This is a genomic window from Mycobacterium sp., assembly GCF_035499775.1.
Taxonomy (GTDB): domain Bacteria; phylum Actinomycetota; class Actinomycetes; order Mycobacteriales; family Mycobacteriaceae; genus Mycobacterium.
Window position 1 is genome coordinate 1 of the sequence record NZ_DATJYB010000403.1, and the last position, 17,679, is coordinate 17,679.

Annotated in this window: 17 protein-coding genes and 1 pseudogene; 11 read left to right on the top strand and 7 right to left on the bottom strand. The window is 67.5% G+C overall.

Annotation, left to right across the window (positions count from 1 at the left end; all coding sequences use genetic code 11):
* Positions 1-832: alpha/beta hydrolase (locus VML93_RS24780; protein WP_325614919.1), on the bottom strand; the 832-nt coding region annotated here is incomplete at its 3' end.
* A 56-nt stretch (positions 833-888) separates the two neighbouring features.
* Here VML93_RS24780 and VML93_RS24785 point away from each other — a divergent pair.
* On the top strand, positions 889-3,918 hold the full coding sequence (locus tag VML93_RS24785; protein ID WP_325614920.1) for an acyl-CoA synthetase: 3,030 nt from the start codon (positions 889-891) through the stop codon (positions 3,916-3,918).
* Positions 3,911-4,135, top strand: a complete 225-nt coding sequence (locus VML93_RS24790) for a Trm112 family protein (RefSeq protein ID WP_325614934.1) — start codon at positions 3,911-3,913, stop codon at positions 4,133-4,135. The genes VML93_RS24785 and VML93_RS24790 overlap by 8 nt, the downstream gene beginning before the upstream one ends.
* On the opposite strand, the gene VML93_RS24795 is transcribed toward VML93_RS24790, so the two are convergent.
* The 3 genes from VML93_RS24795 to VML93_RS24805 are packed head-to-tail and all read right to left on the bottom strand — an operon-like array spanning position 4,101 to position 6,242.
* Positions 4,101-4,721 (bottom strand): TetR/AcrR family transcriptional regulator, encoded by a 621-nt coding sequence (locus VML93_RS24795; protein WP_325614921.1) that lies wholly within the window; start codon positions 4,719-4,721, stop codon positions 4,101-4,103. The genes VML93_RS24790 and VML93_RS24795 overlap by 35 nt on opposite strands.
* A gap of 4 nt (positions 4,722-4,725) precedes the next feature.
* Positions 4,726-5,475 carry an ABC transporter permease gene (locus tag VML93_RS24800; protein WP_325614935.1) on the bottom strand — a complete coding sequence of 250 codons (750 nt, stop codon included), beginning with the start codon at positions 5,473-5,475 and terminating at the stop codon, positions 4,726-4,728.
* Positions 5,476-5,477: 2 nt separating this feature from the next.
* Positions 5,478-6,242, bottom strand: a complete 765-nt coding sequence (locus VML93_RS24805) for an ABC transporter ATP-binding protein (RefSeq protein ID WP_325614922.1) — start codon at positions 6,240-6,242, stop codon at positions 5,478-5,480.
* A 118-nt stretch (positions 6,243-6,360) separates the two neighbouring features.
* Between VML93_RS24805 and VML93_RS24810 the strand changes: the two genes are divergently transcribed.
* Both VML93_RS24810 and VML93_RS24815 read left to right on the top strand, forming a co-directional pair.
* The gene (locus VML93_RS24810; protein ID WP_325614923.1) at positions 6,361-8,535 is read left to right on the top strand and encodes a hypothetical protein; all 2,175 of its coding nucleotides are present in this window, start codon (positions 6,361-6,363) and stop codon (positions 8,533-8,535) included.
* A 30-nt stretch (positions 8,536-8,565) separates the two neighbouring features.
* Complete coding sequence (locus tag VML93_RS24815; RefSeq protein WP_325614924.1) at positions 8,566-9,177, top strand: DNA-3-methyladenine glycosylase; 612 nt, start codon at positions 8,566-8,568, stop codon at positions 9,175-9,177.
* Here the strand turns inward: VML93_RS24815 and VML93_RS24820 are convergent.
* Positions 9,100-10,038 (bottom strand): bile acid:sodium symporter family protein, encoded by a 939-nt coding sequence (locus tag VML93_RS24820; protein ID WP_325614925.1) that lies wholly within the window; start codon positions 10,036-10,038, stop codon positions 9,100-9,102. The two genes, VML93_RS24815 and VML93_RS24820, sit on opposite strands and share 78 nt — an antisense overlap.
* 82 nt (positions 10,039-10,120) lie before the next feature.
* On the opposite strand from VML93_RS24820, the gene tyrS reads away from it, so the two are divergent.
* From tyrS to VML93_RS24835, 3 genes are read left to right on the top strand one after another with little or no spacing between them, the layout of a single operon-like run.
* Positions 10,121-11,413 carry a tyrosine--tRNA ligase gene (tyrS, locus tag VML93_RS24825; protein WP_325614926.1) on the top strand — a complete coding sequence of 431 codons (1,293 nt, stop codon included), beginning with the start codon at positions 10,121-10,123 and terminating at the stop codon, positions 11,411-11,413.
* A 10-nt stretch (positions 11,414-11,423) separates the two neighbouring features.
* Positions 11,424-12,233 carry a tetratricopeptide repeat protein gene (locus VML93_RS24830; RefSeq protein ID WP_325614927.1) on the top strand — a complete coding sequence of 270 codons (810 nt, stop codon included), beginning with the start codon at positions 11,424-11,426 and terminating at the stop codon, positions 12,231-12,233.
* Positions 12,230-13,231 carry an HAD-IIA family hydrolase gene (locus VML93_RS24835; protein ID WP_325614928.1) on the top strand — a complete coding sequence of 334 codons (1,002 nt, stop codon included), beginning with the start codon at positions 12,230-12,232 and terminating at the stop codon, positions 13,229-13,231. The genes VML93_RS24830 and VML93_RS24835 overlap by 4 nt, the downstream gene beginning before the upstream one ends.
* A 1-nt stretch (position 13,232) precedes the next feature.
* Here the strand turns inward: VML93_RS24835 and VML93_RS24840 are convergent, their stop codons facing one another.
* Complete coding sequence (locus VML93_RS24840; RefSeq protein ID WP_325614929.1) at positions 13,233-13,631, bottom strand: hypothetical protein; 399 nt, start codon at positions 13,629-13,631, stop codon at positions 13,233-13,235.
* Between the two features lie 93 nt (positions 13,632-13,724).
* Between VML93_RS24840 and VML93_RS24845 the strand changes: the two genes are divergently transcribed.
* From VML93_RS24845 to recN, 4 genes are read left to right on the top strand one after another with little or no spacing between them, the layout of a single operon-like run.
* The gene (locus VML93_RS24845; protein WP_325614930.1) at positions 13,725-13,910 is read left to right on the top strand and encodes a hypothetical protein; all 186 of its coding nucleotides are present in this window, start codon (positions 13,725-13,727) and stop codon (positions 13,908-13,910) included.
* Between the two features lie 8 nt (positions 13,911-13,918).
* Entirely contained in the window at positions 13,919-14,728 is an 810-nt protein-coding gene (locus VML93_RS24850) for a TlyA family RNA methyltransferase (RefSeq protein ID WP_325614931.1), read from the top strand.
* A complete protein-coding gene (locus tag VML93_RS24855) occupies positions 14,725-15,648 on the top strand; it encodes an NAD kinase (RefSeq protein WP_325614932.1) in 924 nt (307 codons plus the stop codon). The genes VML93_RS24850 and VML93_RS24855 overlap by 4 nt, the downstream gene beginning before the upstream one ends.
* Positions 15,648-17,378 carry a DNA repair protein RecN gene (gene recN, locus VML93_RS24860; RefSeq protein ID WP_325614933.1) on the top strand — a complete coding sequence of 577 codons (1,731 nt, stop codon included), beginning with the start codon at positions 15,648-15,650 and terminating at the stop codon, positions 17,376-17,378. Before VML93_RS24855 ends, recN begins: the two co-directional genes overlap by 1 nt.
* On the opposite strand, the pseudogene VML93_RS24865 reads toward recN, so the two are convergent.
* Positions 17,375-17,679, bottom strand: a pseudogene (locus VML93_RS24865) (phenylacetate--CoA ligase family protein); the annotation flags it as partial. The gene recN and the pseudogene VML93_RS24865 overlap by 4 nt on opposite strands.

Sequence of the window (17,679 nt, forward strand, 5' to 3'; positions counted from 1 at the left end):
CCCGATCATCGGCCACCTCAGCCTGCTCGCCCGTAAGGAACTGCGCGATCTCTTGGAACGACGACCGCCACGGCTCAACGAAGTGGAACAAATTGCGCCCCGGCAGCTCAACGTATTTCGCACCCGATATGCGATCGGCGATGTCCTTGCCCGACTCGGGCGGGATCACGGCGTCGTCGGTGTGGTGGAGGACGAGGGTGGGCACGCGGATCGCGGGAATCAGGGCCCGCACGTCCATTTCGGCGATGAGAGGCATGGTGGAGGCAGCGGTTCCGGGGCTTGCAGACAGGCGTTCCATCCGCGCCCATGTTGTCCGGATCTCCTCGTTCCACGGCATGTCCGGATTCATCGCATGTATATATTCGCTCGTCCCCCACATGCGGACCCTCGCAGCTAGGGTTTTGCCTTGAACGAGTGCGGTGCCGCCCGCATCTGCGTAACCGTCGAGCACGACCAGCGCGCTGGTGCGAGACGGATGTGTCGCCGCGAACAGCGCAGCGGGCGCGAACGCGCTGTTCGATGCGACGAGTACCGCTTCGCGACTCCCGAGATCGTCCAGCACCGCGGTGATGCTGTCGGCCCATTGCTCCAAGGTCGGGAGCGTGCCCGGCGTGACAGGATCGGATGCTCCCGTGCCCGGCTGGTCGAAGTAGATGAGCCGCCCGAGCGATGTCATCGTCTCGACCCAACCCTGAATGGACGGTAGCTCCGGAAGAACCTCGCAGCAGGTGAACCAGTTCGGGACGAACACGATGTCGCGAGGTCCTTCAGGCGATGTGCGATTGGCGACGTGCAGGTCCCCGTTGAGCGCATAGCGCGTCTCCGAGAACATGGCGGAAGTGTAGGCCGATCAACGGGTCGAGCGACTCAAACCGCATCCGAAGGCAGATGTGCCATGATGACCAGGCTGTCAAGACTCAGGGAGCAGCGGTGGAACTCAATTTGTCGATCGTCACACAACCGGTCGAGCGTCTGATCGCGACGGCGCAAAATGGCCTGGAAGTCCTGCGATTAGGCGGCCTGGAAACGGGCAGCGTCCCGTCACCGGTGCAGATCGTCGAGAGCGTACCGATGTACAAGCTCAGGCGATATTTCCCACCGGACAGCCGGCCGGGGCAACAAAAGGTCGGGCCGCCGGTGCTGATGGTGCACCCGATGATGATGTCGGCGGACATGTGGGACGTCACGCGCCAGGACGGCGCGGTCGGCATCCTGCACGCCAACGGGCTGGACCCGTGGGTCATCGACTTCGGCTCACCCGACAAGATCGAGGGCGGGATGCAGCGCACCTTGGCCGACCACATCGTGGCGCTCGACCAGGCCATCGACACGGTGAAGGACGCCGCCGGCCAGGACGTGCACCTGGTCGGCTACTCACAGGGCGGGATGTGGTGCTACCAGGTCGCGGCGTATCGGCGCTCGAAGAACATCGCCAGCATCGTGGCGTTCGGCTCCCCGGTGGACACCCTGGCCGCGCTGCCGATGGGCCTGCCGCCGAACATGGCCCCAGCCATCGCCGATTTCATGGCCGACCACGTGTTCAACCGATTGAATATCCCAAGCTGGTTGGCGCGCACCGGTTTTCAGATGATGGATCCGCTCAAGACGGCCAAGGCTCGGGTCGACTTCGTGCGTCAGCTGCACGACCGGGAGGCCCTGCTGCCGCGCGAACAACAGCGCAGATTCCTGGAGTCCGAGGGCTGGATCGCCTGGTCCGGCCCGGCGATTTCCGAGCTGCTCAAGCAGTTCATCGCCCACAACCGAATGATGAGCGGCGGTTTCGCAATCAACGGCCAGATGGTCACGCTCACCGACATCACCTGTCCGATACTGGCTTTCGTCGGCGAGGTCGACGACATCGGCCAGCCCGCAGCGGTGCGTGGCATCCGGCGGGCCGCGCCCAATGCCGAGGTATACGAATACCTGATCCGCACAGGACATTTCGGCCTGGTTGTGGGATCCCGGGCGGCCCGGGAGAGCTGGCCGACGGTCGCCGAGTGGGTGCATTGGGTCTCGACCGGCGGTGACAAGCCGGACAGCATCGACCTGATGGCCGACCAACCCGAAGAGCACACCGACAGCGGTGTCGCGCTCAGCTCGCGGCTCGCGCACGGCTTGGGGGAGGTGTCCGAGGCGGCGCTGGCGCTGGCCCGCGGCGCAGCCGACGCGGTGGTGGCGGCCAACCGATCGATGCGAACCCTTGCCATCGAGACGGTTCGGACGCTGCCGCGGCTGGCACGGCTCGGACAACTCAACGACCACACCCGGATCTCGCTGGGTCGCATCATCGACGAGCAGGCGCAAGACGCCCCACAGGGCGAATTCCTGTTGTTCGACGGGCGCGTGCACACCTACGAGGCCGTGAACCGGCGCATCAACAACGTCGTCCGCGGCTTGATCGAGGTCGGGGTGCGGCAAGGCGACCGGGTCGGCCTGCTGATGGAGACCCGGCCCAGTGCACTGGTCGCGATCGCCGCTCTGTCCCGACTCGGCGCGGTTGCCGTGGTGATGCGGCCGGACGCCGACCTGACTGAAATGGTCCGCCTCGGCGGGGTCACCGAGATCCTGACCGACCCCACCAATCTCGCAGCCGCGCGCACGTTGCCCGGTCAGGTGTTGGTGCTCGGCGGTGGTGAGTCGCGTCATCTGGACCTACCCGAAGACGCCGACGTCATCGACATGGAACAGATCGACCCCGACGCCGTCGAACTTCCCGCGTGGTATCGGCCCAACCCGGGCCTGGCGCGGGACCTGGCGGCCCTCGCATTCAGCACCGCCAGCGGCGAGCTGGTCGCCAAGCAGATCACCAACTACCGGTGGGCGGTGTCGGCCTTCGGAACCGCGTCAGCGGCCGGCCTCGACCGCAAAGACACCGTGTACTGCCTGACGCCGCTGCACCACGAATCCGCGCTTTTGGTCAACCTGGGTGGCGCGGTCGTCGGCGGGACCCGGATCGCGCTGTCGCGCGGCCTGCAACCGGAGCGGTTCGTCCAGGAGATCCGGCAATACGGTGTCACGGTCGTGTCGTACACCTGGGCCATGCTCCGTGAGGTCGTCGACGATCCGGCGTTCGTGCTGCAGGGCAATCACCCGGTGCGGCTGTTCGTCGGTTCGGGTATGCCGACCGGATTGTGGGAACGCGTCGTCGAGAAGTTCGCACCCGCTCACGTCGTCGAATTCTTCGCCACCACCGACGGCCAGGCCGTGCTGGCCAACGTGTCCGGCGTCAAGGTCGGCAGCAAGGGTCGCCCGTTGCCCGGTGCCGGCCACGTCGAACTCGGTGCCTACGACGCCGAACACGACCTGATCCTCGAGGACGACCGCGGCTTCGTCCAGGTCGCCGACGTCAACCAGATCGGTGTCCTGCTCGCTCAATCCAATGGTCCGATCGATCCGACGGCGTCGGTCAAACGCGGAGTCTTCGCTCCCGCCGACACCTGGATATCGACCGAGTACCTGTTCCGCCGCGACGAGGACGGGGACTACTGGCTGGCCGGCAGGCGCGGCTCCGTGGTCCACACCAAGCGGGGGATGGTCTATGCCGAGCTGGTCAACGACGCGTTGGGCCTCATCAACGGCGTCGACCTCGCGGCGACCTACAGCGTGGCGGTGGGCACCCGGCAGGTCGCGATCTCGGCGATGTCGCTGCTGCCCGGAGCGACGATCACCGCGGCGGGCCTGACCGAGGCGATTCTGGGCATGCCCGTGGGGCAGGGGCCCGACATTGTGCAGGTGGTGTCCGAGCTGCCGCTCAGCCCGACGACCTACCGGCCAACCGTCAGTGCCCTGCGCGCGGCCGGAATTCCCAAACCGGGACGCCAGGCCTGGTACTTCGACGCCGGCGGCAGGGAATTCCGGCGGCTCACTCCGGCGGCACGCTCGGAGCTGATCGGTGAGCAACGACGCAGCGATGCTTGACGATTCACTGCTGAACATCCTGGTGTGCCCCGCCGACCGGGGCCCCCTGGTGCTCATCGACGACACCGGGACAGAGCTGCTGTACAACCCGCGGCTGCGGCGCGCCTACCGCGTCGAGGACGGCATCCCGGTGCTGTTGATCGACGAAGCCCGAGACGTCGACGACGACGAGCACGCCCGGCTCATGGCGCGAGGCCGTCCGGCAGATCCCCGGTGAGGTAGCGCTGCAGGTTCGGCGCGATGGTTTGCGCGATCTGCTCGGCCGGCAGCGACGCGAACGGCTCGAGCTTCACGATGTAGCGCGCCATCACCACGCCCATCAGCTGGGACGCCACGAACTGGATCCGGATCATGCCCGTTCCCGGTGGATTGTCGACGCGCCCACCCACTTCCACGCCGATCACCTCCTGCAGGAAGAATCGCGCCAGCGCCACATCTTCGCCCGCGATCAGCGCCCGCAATGTCGCGATGAACCCGGTGCCCAGTTCGGAATCCCACAGCGACAGCAATAGGGAGGGCAGCTTCAGCCCGACCTCCTCGATGGGGGTTTCCCGCACCGCCCCCAGAACCTCCATCGGATCGATCGGAAGGTGGATCGCGGCCGCGAACAGCTGCTGCTTGGTGCCGAAGTAGTGGTGTACCAGCGCGGCATCAACGCCCGCACCGGCCGCCACGGCCCGGATCGAGGTTCGGTCAATGCCGTTGCTCGCAAACAGTTCTCGCGCACTGGCCAGAATGCGGTCGCGGGTATCGGAACTGCCGGCCGGACGTCCGGGCCGTCTGCGATTTGTGTTGGTGCTCAACGCGTTACGGGGTCCGTCGGCGCAGTGTCGCTGCGGCCAGGAACAGCGCCGCCAGGGCGAAGGCGAGCACAACGAGGATGTCGCGCACCGCGACGTCGGTCAGCTCTGGGTGCGCGCCCACCTGTTGCAGGGCTTCCAGCGCGTAGCTGGCCGGCATGACGTTGCTGATCCATTCCAGCCAGTGTGGCATTGCGTGCCGGGGCACGATCACCCCGGCCAGCAGCAGCTGCGGCACCATCACCAAGGGGATGAACTGTACGGCCTGAAACTCGGTGCGGGCGAAGGCGCTGAACAGCAAGCCCAGCCCGACACCCAGAATCGCGTTGACGACCGCGATCACGAACACCCACACCGGACTCCCGGCGGTGCTGAACCCCAGCAGCCAAAACGAGACGAGGCAAGCCACGATGGCCTGCGCGGCCGCGGCCACCGAGAAGGCGGTCCCGTAGGCCGCCAGCAGGTCGGGCCGGCGCAACGGCGTGGTCAAGATGCGTTCCAACGTTCCGGAAGCGCGTTCACGCTGCATCGTTATCGACGTGATGATGAACATCACGAACAGCGGGAACAGGCCCAGGATGATCAGGCAGGCGTTGTTGAACGGCGTCGGTGTGCCCGGGCGGTGCGGGACGTTTTGGAACATGAAGTACATCAGCGTGATGACCACCACGGGCACCACCAGGATCATCGCGATGCTGCGGTGATCGGCGGCCAACTGACGCAGGATCCGTGTCGTCGTCGCCGTGTATCCCCGCAGCCCTATCCGGCCCGGCGCTCGGTGCTGCGTCGGATGATCGACAGAAACGCTTCCTCCAGTGACGTGCATCCTGTGTCCTCTCGTAGTTGGGTCGGGGTGGTGTGCGCGACCAGGTGGCCTTCGCGCATCAGCAGCAGGTCGCCGCAGTGGTCGGCCTCGTCCATCACGTGGCTGGACACCAGCAACGTGGTGCCGGCCTCGGCAAGTTGGGTGAACTGTCTCCAAAGGTCCACGCGCAGTATCGGATCCAGGCCCACCGTGGGCTCGTCCAGCACCAGCAGATCGGGCTTGCAGACCAGCGCACAGGCCAGCGACACGCGGGTGCGCTGACCACCGGATATGTTGCTGCAGAACGCAGTTCGGTGATCTGTCAGGCCGACTCGCTCGACGGCCTCGTCGGCGGCGTCGGAGCCGTAGCCGTACAGGGACGCGAAGTAGCGCACGTTGTCGATGATCCGCAGGTCCGGGTAGATGGTCGGGTCCTGCGGCACGTATCCGACGTGACGGCGCAATGCCGCAGACCCGGCCGGGTGGCCGAGCACCGTCACGCTGCCCGACGCGACGATCTGGGTGCCGACGATGCTGCGGATCAGGGTGCTCTTGCCGCAGCCCGACGGGCCGAGCATGCCGGTGATGGTGCCCCGCGCGATATCGACCGAGAAGTCGTGTAGCGCTGGGCGTTTGCCGCGAATCACCCTTAGGTGCTGGATGTTGACGGCAGGGCCGGTGCCTCGGCCAATTAATTCATCGTGTGATGAAGTCATCATAGGATGAATAATCCGCCCCGGATGAGCGGCTGTCAAGGGTGGGGCGCGCAATGGCCGCAAGAATGTCGCAAGTGGTCCGCTCTAACGTACGGCCCGGCAGCTTGAGCAAGGAGCCGCGATGGACACTGTGCTGACGGATCAGGGCGACCCGCACGACGCGGCTGCGTCGCGCCGTTTCGTGGTGTCGGCCGCTCCGCCCAGCACCAGGCAGATGATGAAGTACACCTACCTGATCATGTTCGGGGGCATGGCGTCGCTTGGCGCGATCTATATGGCGCTCTTTTTGGTCCTTGCCCTGCTGGGCGCGGAAGACGTGATGGGGATCGCCTGCGCAGTGGTGTTCTTCGCGTTCCTGCTGCTTGCCATGCCGGCTTACGCCATGTTCCAGCGGAGGCTGAATCGCGACAAGCAGGTCCTCGTCGACGTCGGGAGCGGCGGCCTGACCGTCAGCACGAAGCCGGGTGATGTCTTTTCATTCGGTGACACGCAGCTGGGCAACTGGACGCTCGCGGGGTATGGCGGCACCACGAAAGGCACGGCGCTTCACCTGCGAAGTGGCCCGCACCGCTTCGTCCTCGGCGGACGAGATCATCGCGTTGCCACCGACACACCGCTGGACGCAGCGCCGGTGGACACCGTGGACGCGACGATGTCGGCCCCGGAGTTCGATGAGCTTCTCACGATCGTCGGCCGCCCGCGCGGACGCGATGCACACGAGCCCATACCGGGGCAACCGACTCGCTGCCTACTGGTCCCGAACCCCGCGAGAATGTACTCGTCGTCATTTTTCGGGATGTTCAAGAACACCGCGACGGCACTGAAAATGAACGCCAACCCGCCGCAGGCCAGCATCGCCATTGACGTTGGGGAAGAAACGATCTCGGTGATCGACCTGAAAAGCAACGCGCGCATCGCCTCGGCATCCCCTGCGCGGGTGACCGCGACACCGGCAAACAGCACCCGTTCGGCTCCTTACACGGGTGCCCTGACGACGGCCGTTCTGGTTGTGCGCGTTGCCAACTCGCAGCCACTGACCATCGGGTGCCCCGATTTTGCCGGCCCCCCACAGGCCAGCTGGAGCGGCAGGACCAAGCTCGCCTATCGGTTTGCGTGGCGCGGCGAGGTGCCTCCCGAACAGGAACCGGCGTATGTGGTCTCGGCCGCGGATTGGCTGACGCTCGTCGAGAAATTTGGCTTGGCCCAACAGCTGGAAGACAAGGCCGGCAACACCACCGCGGGCGCGGCACCACTGGCTCGGCCCAAACGCAAGCTCTGGATCTTTGCCGTCATCATTGCCGTGGTCATGTTCGTCGTGGCCCCCGCGATGATGTTCATGGCCAGCAGTGTCTCGGGCAACCGTCAGAACAAAGCCGATCAGCTGATGGCTGACCGGGAACGTCCCTTCGCGATGCCATTCACCGGCCTGCGCCTTCCGCACGGTGTGGCGGTGGATGCCGCCGGCAACGTGTATGTCGCCGAGACCCGAACCAATCAGATACTCAAGCTGGCGCCCGGGTCGAACACCCAAACCGTGCTGCCGTTCACCGGCCTCGATCTGTCCGACGGCGGCGTCATCGACGGTTCCACCGCCGGTCTGGCGGTGGATGCCGCCGGCAACGTCTACGTCAGCGACTCCGGCCACAATCGGGTGGTGAAATTGGCGGCGGGATCCAGCACCCAGACCGTGCTGCCGTTCCAGGGACTGGACGCTCCCCACGGCGTGGCGGTGGACGCCGCCGGCACCGTGTATGTGGTCGACTATTCCAACGGCCGGGTGCTGAAATTGGCCGCCGGGTCGAGCACCCCAACCGAGCTGCCGAAGCCCGGCAACGGGATCAGTCCCAGCGGTGACATGGCGGTGGACACCGCCGGCAACGTCTACATCAGCGTTTCCCAGAGCCTCGGACGACGCAGCTCCATTCGTTACCTGATGAGGACGGGTCCCGGGTCGAACAGCTGGACCAAGTTGCCGCCGGCCCCCGACAAGTCCAACGAGACGTTCACCACAAGTGAGCAGGACGTGGCGGTGGACAACGCCGGCAACGTGTATGTCATCACGTCAAGCCACACCGGCGTGATGAAGTTGGCGCCTGGCTCGGACCACTGGACCGAGCTGCCCGGGGGGCACCGCTTCGTCGACCCGCTGGGCTTGGCGGTGGACCCCAGCGGCACCAACGTGTACGTCACCGATCACCTGGGCTCCCGGGCGCCGGGCGGTGGCTCGTTCTTCGGCATATGGCCGATGGGATCGGATGACGCTCAGGGCTTCGTGCTCAAGCTGCCGGCGGGCTGACGCCCGTTCCGGAAGTGTTAGATAGCTGCGGTGAGCGCCGACGAACTGCTGGTCGACCCCGTCGCGGCCGCCCATCGCTTGCTCGGCGCCACCCTCACCGGACGCGGCGTGCGCGCCGTCGTCGTCGAGGTCGAGGCGTACGGCGGGGTTCCCGACGGTCCCTGGCCGGATGCCGCCGCCCACTCGTACCGCGGTCTCGGCGGCCGCAACGCCATCATGTTCGGGCCTCCCGGCCGGCTCTACACGTACCGCAGTCACGGGATCCATGTCTGCGCCAACGTCGTGTGCGGACCCGACGGCACCGCCGCCGCGGTGTTGCTGCGGGCAGCCGCCATCGAGGACGGCGCTGAGCTTGCTCAGTCCCGGCGCGGGCAAGCGGTGCGTCCCGTCGCGCTGGCCCGCGGTCCCGGCAACCTGTGCTCAGCGCTGGGAATCAGCATGGCCGACAACGGGATTGACATGTTCGACCCGGCCGGTCCGGTCAGCCTCAAGCTCAACGAGGCGCACGGTGTGGTGTCGGGCCCCCGCGTCGGCGTCAGCCAGGCCGCCGACCGGCCGTGGCGGTTATGGCTCGCCGCCCGACCCGAGGTCTCCGCCTACCGGCGCAGTCCGCGGGCGCCCGCCCCGGGGGCCAGCGACTAGCGCGGCGCGATAAGCCGGGTCCAGGCGACGCACCAAGGAGACGAACGTCAAGGCCATAAACGGTGCGATACCGCCGTAAACCGCGGCCGGCGTGGCCATTTCGGCGCTGTTCAGCAGTTGCGGACTCAGGGCTATGCCCATCGCCACCACTGCGTTGTGCAGTCCGATCTCCAGGCTGACGGCGATGGCCTGGCGTGGCGCCAGCCGCATCCAGCGCGGCGCCAGATAGCCGACCGTCAGGCTCACGGCGCAGAATGCCACCACGGCTCCGCTCAGCACGCCGAAGTTGTGCCATAGCGCCGTTCGTCCTCCGGCGAGGGCCGCCAGGATGGTGACTACCAGTAGCACGCCCACGCCGATTCTGACCGGCTTCTGCAGCCGCTGGGCCTGCTCGGGGAAACGGTGGCGGATCGCGATGCCGATCGCGGTGGGTATCAGCACGAGCCCGAATACCGCGACGAACTTGTCCAGCTGCAGCGCGATGAACCGCCCACCTCCCAGAAACCAGGTCATCGATACCGCCAATATCGCCGGCAGGGCAACAATCGACAGCACGGCGTTGATTGCGGTCAGCGTGAGATTAAGGGCCAGATCTCCCTTGACCAGATGACTGATGATGTTCGCCATCGTTCCGCCGGGAGTGGCGGCCATCAGCATGAGCCCGACCGCCAGATGCGGCTCGAGATGGAAGGCTTCCGCGATCAGCAGGCACAGGGTTGGCAACAGTAACGACTGACAGAGCAGCGCAACCAGCAGCGGTTTCCGCAGCGTGGCGGCCCGCTTGAAGTCCGCGACCGTCAGCGTCAGCCCGAGCGCGAGCATGACCGCGGCAACGACCACCGGGAAGTATCGGTTGTCCATAGCGCTCCATGTCGCCAAGTAGTTAGCTCGCCTTACATAGCAGCGAGTAGTCTACGGCGGCCAGCGACTAGAGTCGTCCGCGATGTCCACAGAATCTTCACGAATCCTCGACGAGCTGAGCTGGCGCGGACTGATCGCGCAGTCCACCGATCTCGAGGCACTCGCCGCCGAAGCGGCGCGCGGGCCGATGACGGTATACAGCGGTTTCGACCCCAGTGCGCCCAGCCTGCATGTCGGGAATCTGCTGGCGCTGCTCGCGTTGCGCCGGTTTCAACGCGCCGGTCACCGTCCGATAGTGCTCGCGGGGGGTGCCACCGGCATGATCGGTGACCCGCGTGACGTCGGCGAGCGCAGCCTCAACGAGGCGGACACCGTCGCCGAATGGACCGAGCGGATCCGCGGACAAATGGAACGCTTCTTCGACTTCGACGACTCGCCGACCGGAGCGATCGTCGTGAACAATTTCGACTGGACGCGCGCCATGTCGACCATCGAGTTTCTGCGCGACGTCGGTAAGCACTTCTCGGTCAACGTGATGCTGGATCGCGACACCATCCGGCGGCGCCTGGACGGCGAGGGCATCTCCTACACCGAGTTCAGCTACATGCTGTTGCAGGCCAACGACTACGTCGAATTGCATCGGCGCCACGGCTGCACGGTGCAGATGGGCGGTTCGGACCAGTGGGGCAACATCATCGCCGGGGTACGCCTGGTCCGCCAGAAGTTCGGTGCCGCGGTGCACGCGCTCACGGTTCCGCTGGTGACCGCCGCCGACGGCACCAAGTTGGGCAAGTCCACCGGCGGTGGCGGCTTGTGGCTGGACCCGCAGATGACCAGCCCGTACGCCTGGTACCAGAACTTCGTCAACACCGCCGACGCCGACGTGATCCGCTACCTGCGGTGGTTCACATTCCTGTCTGCCGAGGAGGTGGCCGAACTGGAGCACGCAACGGCCGAGCGCCCGCAGCAGCGTGCGGCCCAACGCCGGCTCGCCACCGAACTCACCGTGCTGGTGCACGGCGAGGCCGCCGCCGAAGCCGCCGAGCACGCCAGCCGCGCGCTGTTCGGGCAGGGTGAGCTGGCCCGCCTCGACGAACCGACGCTGGCCGCGGCGCTACGTGAAACGACGGTCGCCGAACTCAAGCCGGGCGGTCCCGACGGGATCGTCGACCTGCTGGTGTCCAGCGGCCTGTCCGAGAGCAGGAAGGCGGCGCGGCGCACGGTCGGCGAAGGCGGCGTCTCGGTGAACAACGTTCGCGTCGACACCGACGAATGGACCCCGCAGGCTTCGGACTTTCTCCACGGTCGCTGGCTGGTGCTGCGCCGCGGCAAGCGCAACATCGCCGGGATAGAACGGCTGCCAGGCGCCCAGTAACCTCTACGAAGTGGGCCTTGACGATGGGGACAGACAGGGTCGCAGCGGCGCGCCGCGGCGGGGACCACGCACCGACCGCAAAGGTCCCTGGTCGGGCCCGGGGCGAGCGCGTCCGGTCCAGCCTCAGGGCGCTTCCGGTGAGGGCGACCGCGTATCCCAGGACGCGCCCCCGATCCCGCCGGGCGTGGACGCCAGGCAACTGGCACCGGAGATCTGGCGCGAGCTGAGCACCCTGGGCCGGCCCACCGCCGAGACGGTGGCCTGCCATCTGGTCGCGGCCGGCGACCTGCTCGACGAGGATCCGGAGGCCGCGCTGAGTCACGCGCGTGCGGCACGGGCCCGGGCCAGCAGGCTCGCGGTGGTCCGGGAAGCCGTCGGAATCGCCGCCTACCACTGCGGCGACTGGGCGCAGGCGCTGGCCGAATTGCGCGCCGCGCGCCGAATCGGCAGCAAGTCGGCGTTACTCGCGCTGATCGCCGATTGCGAACGCGGACTTGGCCGTCCGGAGCGTGCGATCGAGCTGGCCCGCGGGCTTGAGGCGGCCCAGCTCAGCGGTGACGACGCCGACGAGTTGCGCATCGTCGCCGCGGGCGCCCGCGCGGATCTGGGGCAACTCGAGCAGGCGCTGACCGTGTTGTCCACGCCGCAACTGGACCCGGGCCGCAGCGGTACGACAGCCGCGCGGTTGTTCTACGCCTACGCCGACACGCTGCTCGCGCTCGGCCGCGACGACGAGGCGCTGCAATGGTTCCTGCGCGCCGCCGGCGCTGACGTCGAGGGCGTCACCGACGCCGAAGAGCGCGTCAGCGAGCTCGGGTGAAAACGCTTGCGCAGCAATATGACTGCCTGCTGATCGACCTGGACGGCACCGTCTTTCGGGGCCGTGAGCCAACCGACGGCGCCGTGCAGTCGTTGGCCGACGTGGGTAGCCGCAAGCTGTTCGTCACCAACAACGCGTCGCGCAGTGCCGAGGAGGTCGCGGCGCACCTGTGCGAACTCGGGTTCAGCGCCTCCGGCGAGGATGTCGTCACCAGTGCCCAGAGCGCGGCCCATCTGCTGGCCGGTCAGCTGACGCCGGGTTCGCGCGTGCTGATCGTGGGCACCGAGGCGCTGGCCGACGAGATCACCGCGGCCGGCCTGAGCCCGGTGCGCCGCTTCGACGACGGACCCGACGCCGTCGTGCAGGGGCTGTCCATGACCATCGGCTGGCCGGAGCTGGCCGAGGCGGCGCTGGCGATCCGGGCCGGCGCCGTGTGGGTGGCGGCCAACGTCGACAAGACCCTGCCCACCGAGCGGGGCCTGCTACCTGGCAACGGGTCCCTGGTGGCCGCGCTGCGAACCGCCACCGGCGCGGAGCCCCAGGTGGCCGGCAAGCCGGGGCCGCAACTGATGAAAGACGCGGTGGGCCGCGGCGACTTCCGCGCACCACTGGTGATCGGGGACAGGCTGGACACCGACATCGAAGGCGCCAACGCCGCCGGACTGCCCAGCCTGATGGTGCTGACCGGCGTCAACAACGCGCGCGACGCGGTATACGCCGTGCCCGTTCAGCGGCCCACGTACATCGGCCAGGACCTGCGCTGTCTGCACGAAGAGGCCACGCTGCTGGAGGTCGGTCCGCAGCCGGGCTGGCAGGTCGACGTCGCAGACACGGCAATTACCGTCCGCGCCAACGGCGATGACCAAGGTGACGATCTCGCGGTGGTTCGCGCCGTCGCCGGCGCGGTGTGGAACACCGACGGGTCATTACACATCCGAGCCGGCGACGACCGGGCCCGCGAGGCGTTGCGGCGTTGGTCCCTGGTGCACGCCGACTAGCTCAGTCCGGGTTCCGCCATCGCGAAAGCCACGAAACGAGCGCGACGACGAAAACGCCGAGGAGCAAGAGTCCGAACCCCAACTGCGGTAGCCCCGCCCCCCCGGTATACGCCGTGCCGCCATTCACCCGAACCTCCATCGTCGACCCGACGGGTGGAGCACCGAAGATATACCCATGCTTGACGTTGCCGTGCTGTGGCACCCCGCCGATGGTCCACGTGCCCTCGCAGTGACCGCCTCTCCCCACAGAGCATTGTGTGACCGTCGCGGTTGTCGGTGTCCCGGTTCGATACCGGATGAATTCATGCGCGCCCCAGACGAATGCAAGAACCATGATCACCGCACAGAAAATCGCGCCCATCCAGCCCCCGGCCGACGGGCGATCCGCATCGCGCTTCACCAGCGGATGGTCCCACCCGCAACCCGTTGGCCGGCGCGGAATCGCGGCACACGGTTGGTCTAAGCCTCAGCGGGTGACTAGCGTAGGAGCGCAATGAATATCGATCCTGATCAGATCCGCGCCGAAATCGAGGCTCTGATAGCTCAACTGCCCGACCCCGCCAATCCCGCCGACGCCGAGAACGGTCCGTCTCTCGCCGAGCTCGAGGACATCGCGCGCCGTCTTTCCGAGGCGCACGACGTGCTGCTGCGGGCCCTGGAGTCGGCGGAGAAAGGCTGAGTTCGCGGATGCCTCGGCGTGCCCGCGTCGACGCCGAACTGGTTCGGCGGGGCCTCGCGCGCTCCCGTCAGCAGGCCGCGGAGTTGATCGGTGCGGGCAAGGTGAGCATCGACGGGCTGCCGGCGGTAAAGCCCGCCACCGCTGTCGCCGTCACCGCGGCCCTGACCGTCGCGGACGACGGCGAACGCGGCTGGGTGTCGCGCGGTGCGCACAAACTCATGGGCGCGCTGGACGCCTTCGGGATTGCCGTCGACGGCCGGCGCTGCCTCGATGCCGGCGCGTCGACCGGGGGATTCACCGAGGTCCTGCTGGAACGCGGGGCTGCCGAGGTGGTCGCCGTCGACGTCGGATATGGCCAGCTGGCCTGGTCGCTGCGCAGCGATCCGCGGGTCAGCGTCGTCGAGCGCACCAACGCGCGCGACCTGACGCCGGAGACGATCAGTGGCCAGGTCGACCTGTTGGTGGCTGACCTGTCGTTCATCTCGCTGGCCACCGTGTTGCCCGCGCTGGTTGGATGCGCTTCGCCGACCGCGGATATCGTTCCCATGGTGAAGCCGCAGTTTGAGGTGGGGAAGGGCCAGGTCGGTCCCGGCGGGGTGGTGCATGACCCGGCCTTGCGGGCCGGTTCGGTGCTCGCCGTCGCGCGTCGGGCCGGGGAGTTGGGTTGGCATACCGTCGGCGTCACCGCCAGCCCACTGCCCGGGCCGTCGGGCAACGTCGAATATTTCCTGTGGCTGCGCGCCCAGACCGATCCGGTACTGGTTGACGATCGGCTGGTGGACGCGATCCAGCGGGCGGTGAGCGAGGGGCCACAATGACCGCTGAACGTACGGTCCTGCTGGTCGTCCACACCGGGCGCGACGAAGCCACCGAGACCGCGCGACGCGTGGAGAAAGTCCTGAGCGACAACGGAATTGCGCTGCGCGTGCTGTCCGCCGAGGCGGTCGACCGGGGATCGCTGCACCTGTCTACCGGCGACATGCGCGCGCTGGGCATCGACATCGAGGTGGTCGACGCCGACCCGCAGGCCGCCGAGGGCTGCGAGCTGGTCGTCGTGCTCGGCGGCGACGGCACCTTCCTGCGGGCGGCTGAATTGGCCCGCAACGCGGACATTCCCGTCCTGGGAGTCAACCTGGGCCGGATCGGCTTCTTGGCCGAAGCCGAAGCGGAGGCGATCGATCGGGTGCTCGAGCACGTCATCGCGCGCGACTACCGGGTGGAGGAGCGCCTGACGCTCGATATCCAGGTGCGTCACGGGGGCGAGGTCATCGAGCGGGGTTGGGCACTCAACGAGGCCAGCCTGGAAAAGGGTCCGCGGCTGGGTGTGCTGGGGGTGGTTCTCGAGGTCGACGGGCGTCCAGTGTCGACCTTCGGCTGCGACGGGGTGCTGGTCTCAACACCCACCGGGTCCACCGCCTACGCGTTCTCCGCGGGAGGACCCGTACTGTGGCCGGACCTCGAAGCAATCCTGGTGGTACCCAACAACGCTCACGCATTGTTCGGCCGGCCCATGGTCACCAGTCCGGATGCCTCCATCGCGATCGAGATCGAGTCGACGGGGCACGATGCCCTGGTGTTCTGCGACGGTCGGCGCGAGATGGTGATACCGGCCGGCGGACGGCTCGAGGTGACCCGTTGCGGCACACCGGTCAAATGGGCCCGCCTGGACAGCGCGCCGTTCACCGACAGGTTGGTGCGCAAGTTCCGCTTGCCGGTGACCGGCTGGCGCGGGAAGTAATGCTGACCGAAATCCGCATCGAGTCGCTGGGCGCCATCAGTGTCGCGACCGCCGAGTTCGGCCGCGGCCTGACCGTGCTGACCGGCGAGACCGGCACCGGCAAGACCATGGTGGTGACCGGGCTGCACCTGCTCGGCGGCGCCCGCGCCGACGCCAACCGGGTCCGGTCCGGCGCCGACCGCGCTGTCGTCGAAGGTCGTTTCACCACAATCGATCTCGACGAGGTCGTGGCCGCGCAGCTGGACGGGATTCTGGACTCCTCGGGCGCTGACCGCGACGAGGACGGCAGTGTGATCGCGCTGCGCTCGGTGAGTCGTGACGGGCCGTCGCGTGCCTATCTCGGCGGTCGCAGCGTGCCCGCCAAGTCGCTGAGCGGTTTCACCACCGAGCTGCTGACCCTGCACGGGCAGAACGACCAGCTGCGGTTGATGCGGCCCGAGGAACAACGCGGGGCGCTGGACCGCTTCGCGGGCGCCGGCCCGGCGCTGGAGCGCTACCGCAAACTGCGCGACGCCTGGCTGTCGGCGCGCCGCGACCTCGTCGACCGCCGCAGTCGGACAAGGGAACTCGCCCAAGAGGCGGATCGGCTGGAATTCGCGCTCAACGAGATCGACACCGTCGACCCGCAGCCGGGGGAGGACGCCGCGCTGGTTGCCGACATCGTCCGGCTCTCCGAACTGGACACGCTGCGCGAGGCCGCGGCCGTCGCCCGTGCAGCGTTGACCCAGGATGAATTCGGAGCCACTGATGCTTTGGGAAAGGCCAGGGCCGTATTGGAATCGACCGATGACGCGACGTTGCAGGCGCTGGCCGGACAAATCGGTGAGGCGCTGACGGTGGCTATCGATGCGGGCGGCGAACTCACCGACTATCTGGAATCGCTGCCCGCCGATGCCAGTGCGCTGGAGTCCAAGCTGGGTCGCCAAGCCGAACTGCGCACCCTGACCCGCAAGTACGCCGCCGACATCGACGGGGTGCTGCGGTGGGCGGCCGAGTCACGCGAACGGCTGGCGCAACTCGACACCTCCTCAGAGGGGATAGCGGGACTGGCGGATCGGGTCGACCAGCTCGCACGCGAATTAGCCCAAGCCGCAGACGATCTCAGCAAGATTCGGCGTAAAGCGGCCAAACGGCTGGCCAAAGAGGTGACCGCGGAGCTGTCCGGGCTGGCGATGGGCGATGCCGAATTCACCATTGGTGTCGCCACCGATCGCGCCGATGCCGTGGATCCGGCCGCGCTCACGCTGACGTCCGGTGAGGTGGCCCGCGCCGGCGCGGACGGCGTCGACGACGTCGAGTTCGGCTTCGCCGCACACCGCGGCATGACCGTGCTGCCGCTGGCCAAAAGCGCGTCCGGTGGCGAGTTGTCACGGGTGATGCTGGCGCTGGAGGTTGTGCTGGCGGCTTCAGCAGCAGGTACCACCATGGTGTTCGACGAGGTCGACGCCGGCGTCGGCGGCCGGGCCGCTGTCCAGATCGGCCGGCGACTGGCGCGGCTGGCCCGCACCCATCAAGTCATCGTGGTGACCCACCTACCCCAGGTCGCGGCGTATGCCGACGTGCATTTGGTGGTGCATGCCGGGCCTAAGGGTGCCAGCGGAGTGCAACGGGTGGTCGACGACGACCGGGTGGCCGAGCTGGCCCGTATGATGGCCGGGCTCGGCGAATCCGACAGCGGACGCGCGCATGCCCGCGAACTGCTCGACGCCGCACAGAACGACGAAATCTAGCCTGCGGTCACCGGTACGAAGCGGCGCAGCTTCCCGCTGGCGGGCTGGCGCTCCAGCGCATCCACGCGGTTGACGGCGACATGCGCGCCGCACAACCCGGCAGTGGCCAATGCCCGCCGCAGCTGCAGGGCCACGTCGTCGATGTCGAGGCTGTCGTTGGCAACCGCGAATACGTTTATGCCGCTGCGTGTTTGCTGCACCTGGTAGTCGACGATGTCGGGGGAGTGGACCAGGACCGACCGGATCACAATCGGATGGACGTCCACGCCGTCGTAGCGCAGCACGTCGTCACTGCGCCCCT

What these genes read in the sequence shown, in the direction of transcription:
- VML93_RS24785 (WP_325614920.1), top strand. Translation starts at nt 889, where the DNA reads ATGTGCCATGATGACCAGGCTGTCAAGACTCAGGGAGCAGCGGTGGAA.
- VML93_RS24790 (WP_325614934.1), top strand. Translation starts at nt 3,911, where the DNA reads ATGCTTGACGATTCACTGCTGAACATCCTGGTGTGCCCCGCCGACCGG.
- VML93_RS24805 (WP_325614922.1), bottom strand. Translation starts at nt 6,242, where the DNA reads ATGATGACTTCATCACACGATGAATTAATTGGCCGAGGCACCGGCCCT.
- VML93_RS24810 (WP_325614923.1), top strand. Translation starts at nt 6,361, where the DNA reads ATGGACACTGTGCTGACGGATCAGGGCGACCCGCACGACGCGGCTGCG.
- VML93_RS24820 (WP_325614925.1), bottom strand. Translation starts at nt 10,038, where the DNA reads ATGGACAACCGATACTTCCCGGTGGTCGTTGCCGCGGTCATGCTCGCG.
- tyrS (WP_325614926.1), top strand. Translation starts at nt 10,121, where the DNA reads ATGTCCACAGAATCTTCACGAATCCTCGACGAGCTGAGCTGGCGCGGA.
- VML93_RS24845 (WP_325614930.1), top strand. Translation starts at nt 13,725, where the DNA reads ATGAATATCGATCCTGATCAGATCCGCGCCGAAATCGAGGCTCTGATA.
- VML93_RS24850 (WP_325614931.1), top strand. Translation starts at nt 13,919, where the DNA reads ATGCCTCGGCGTGCCCGCGTCGACGCCGAACTGGTTCGGCGGGGCCTC.
- VML93_RS24855 (WP_325614932.1), top strand. Translation starts at nt 14,725, where the DNA reads ATGACCGCTGAACGTACGGTCCTGCTGGTCGTCCACACCGGGCGCGAC.
- recN (WP_325614933.1), top strand. Translation starts at nt 15,648, where the DNA reads ATGCTGACCGAAATCCGCATCGAGTCGCTGGGCGCCATCAGTGTCGCG.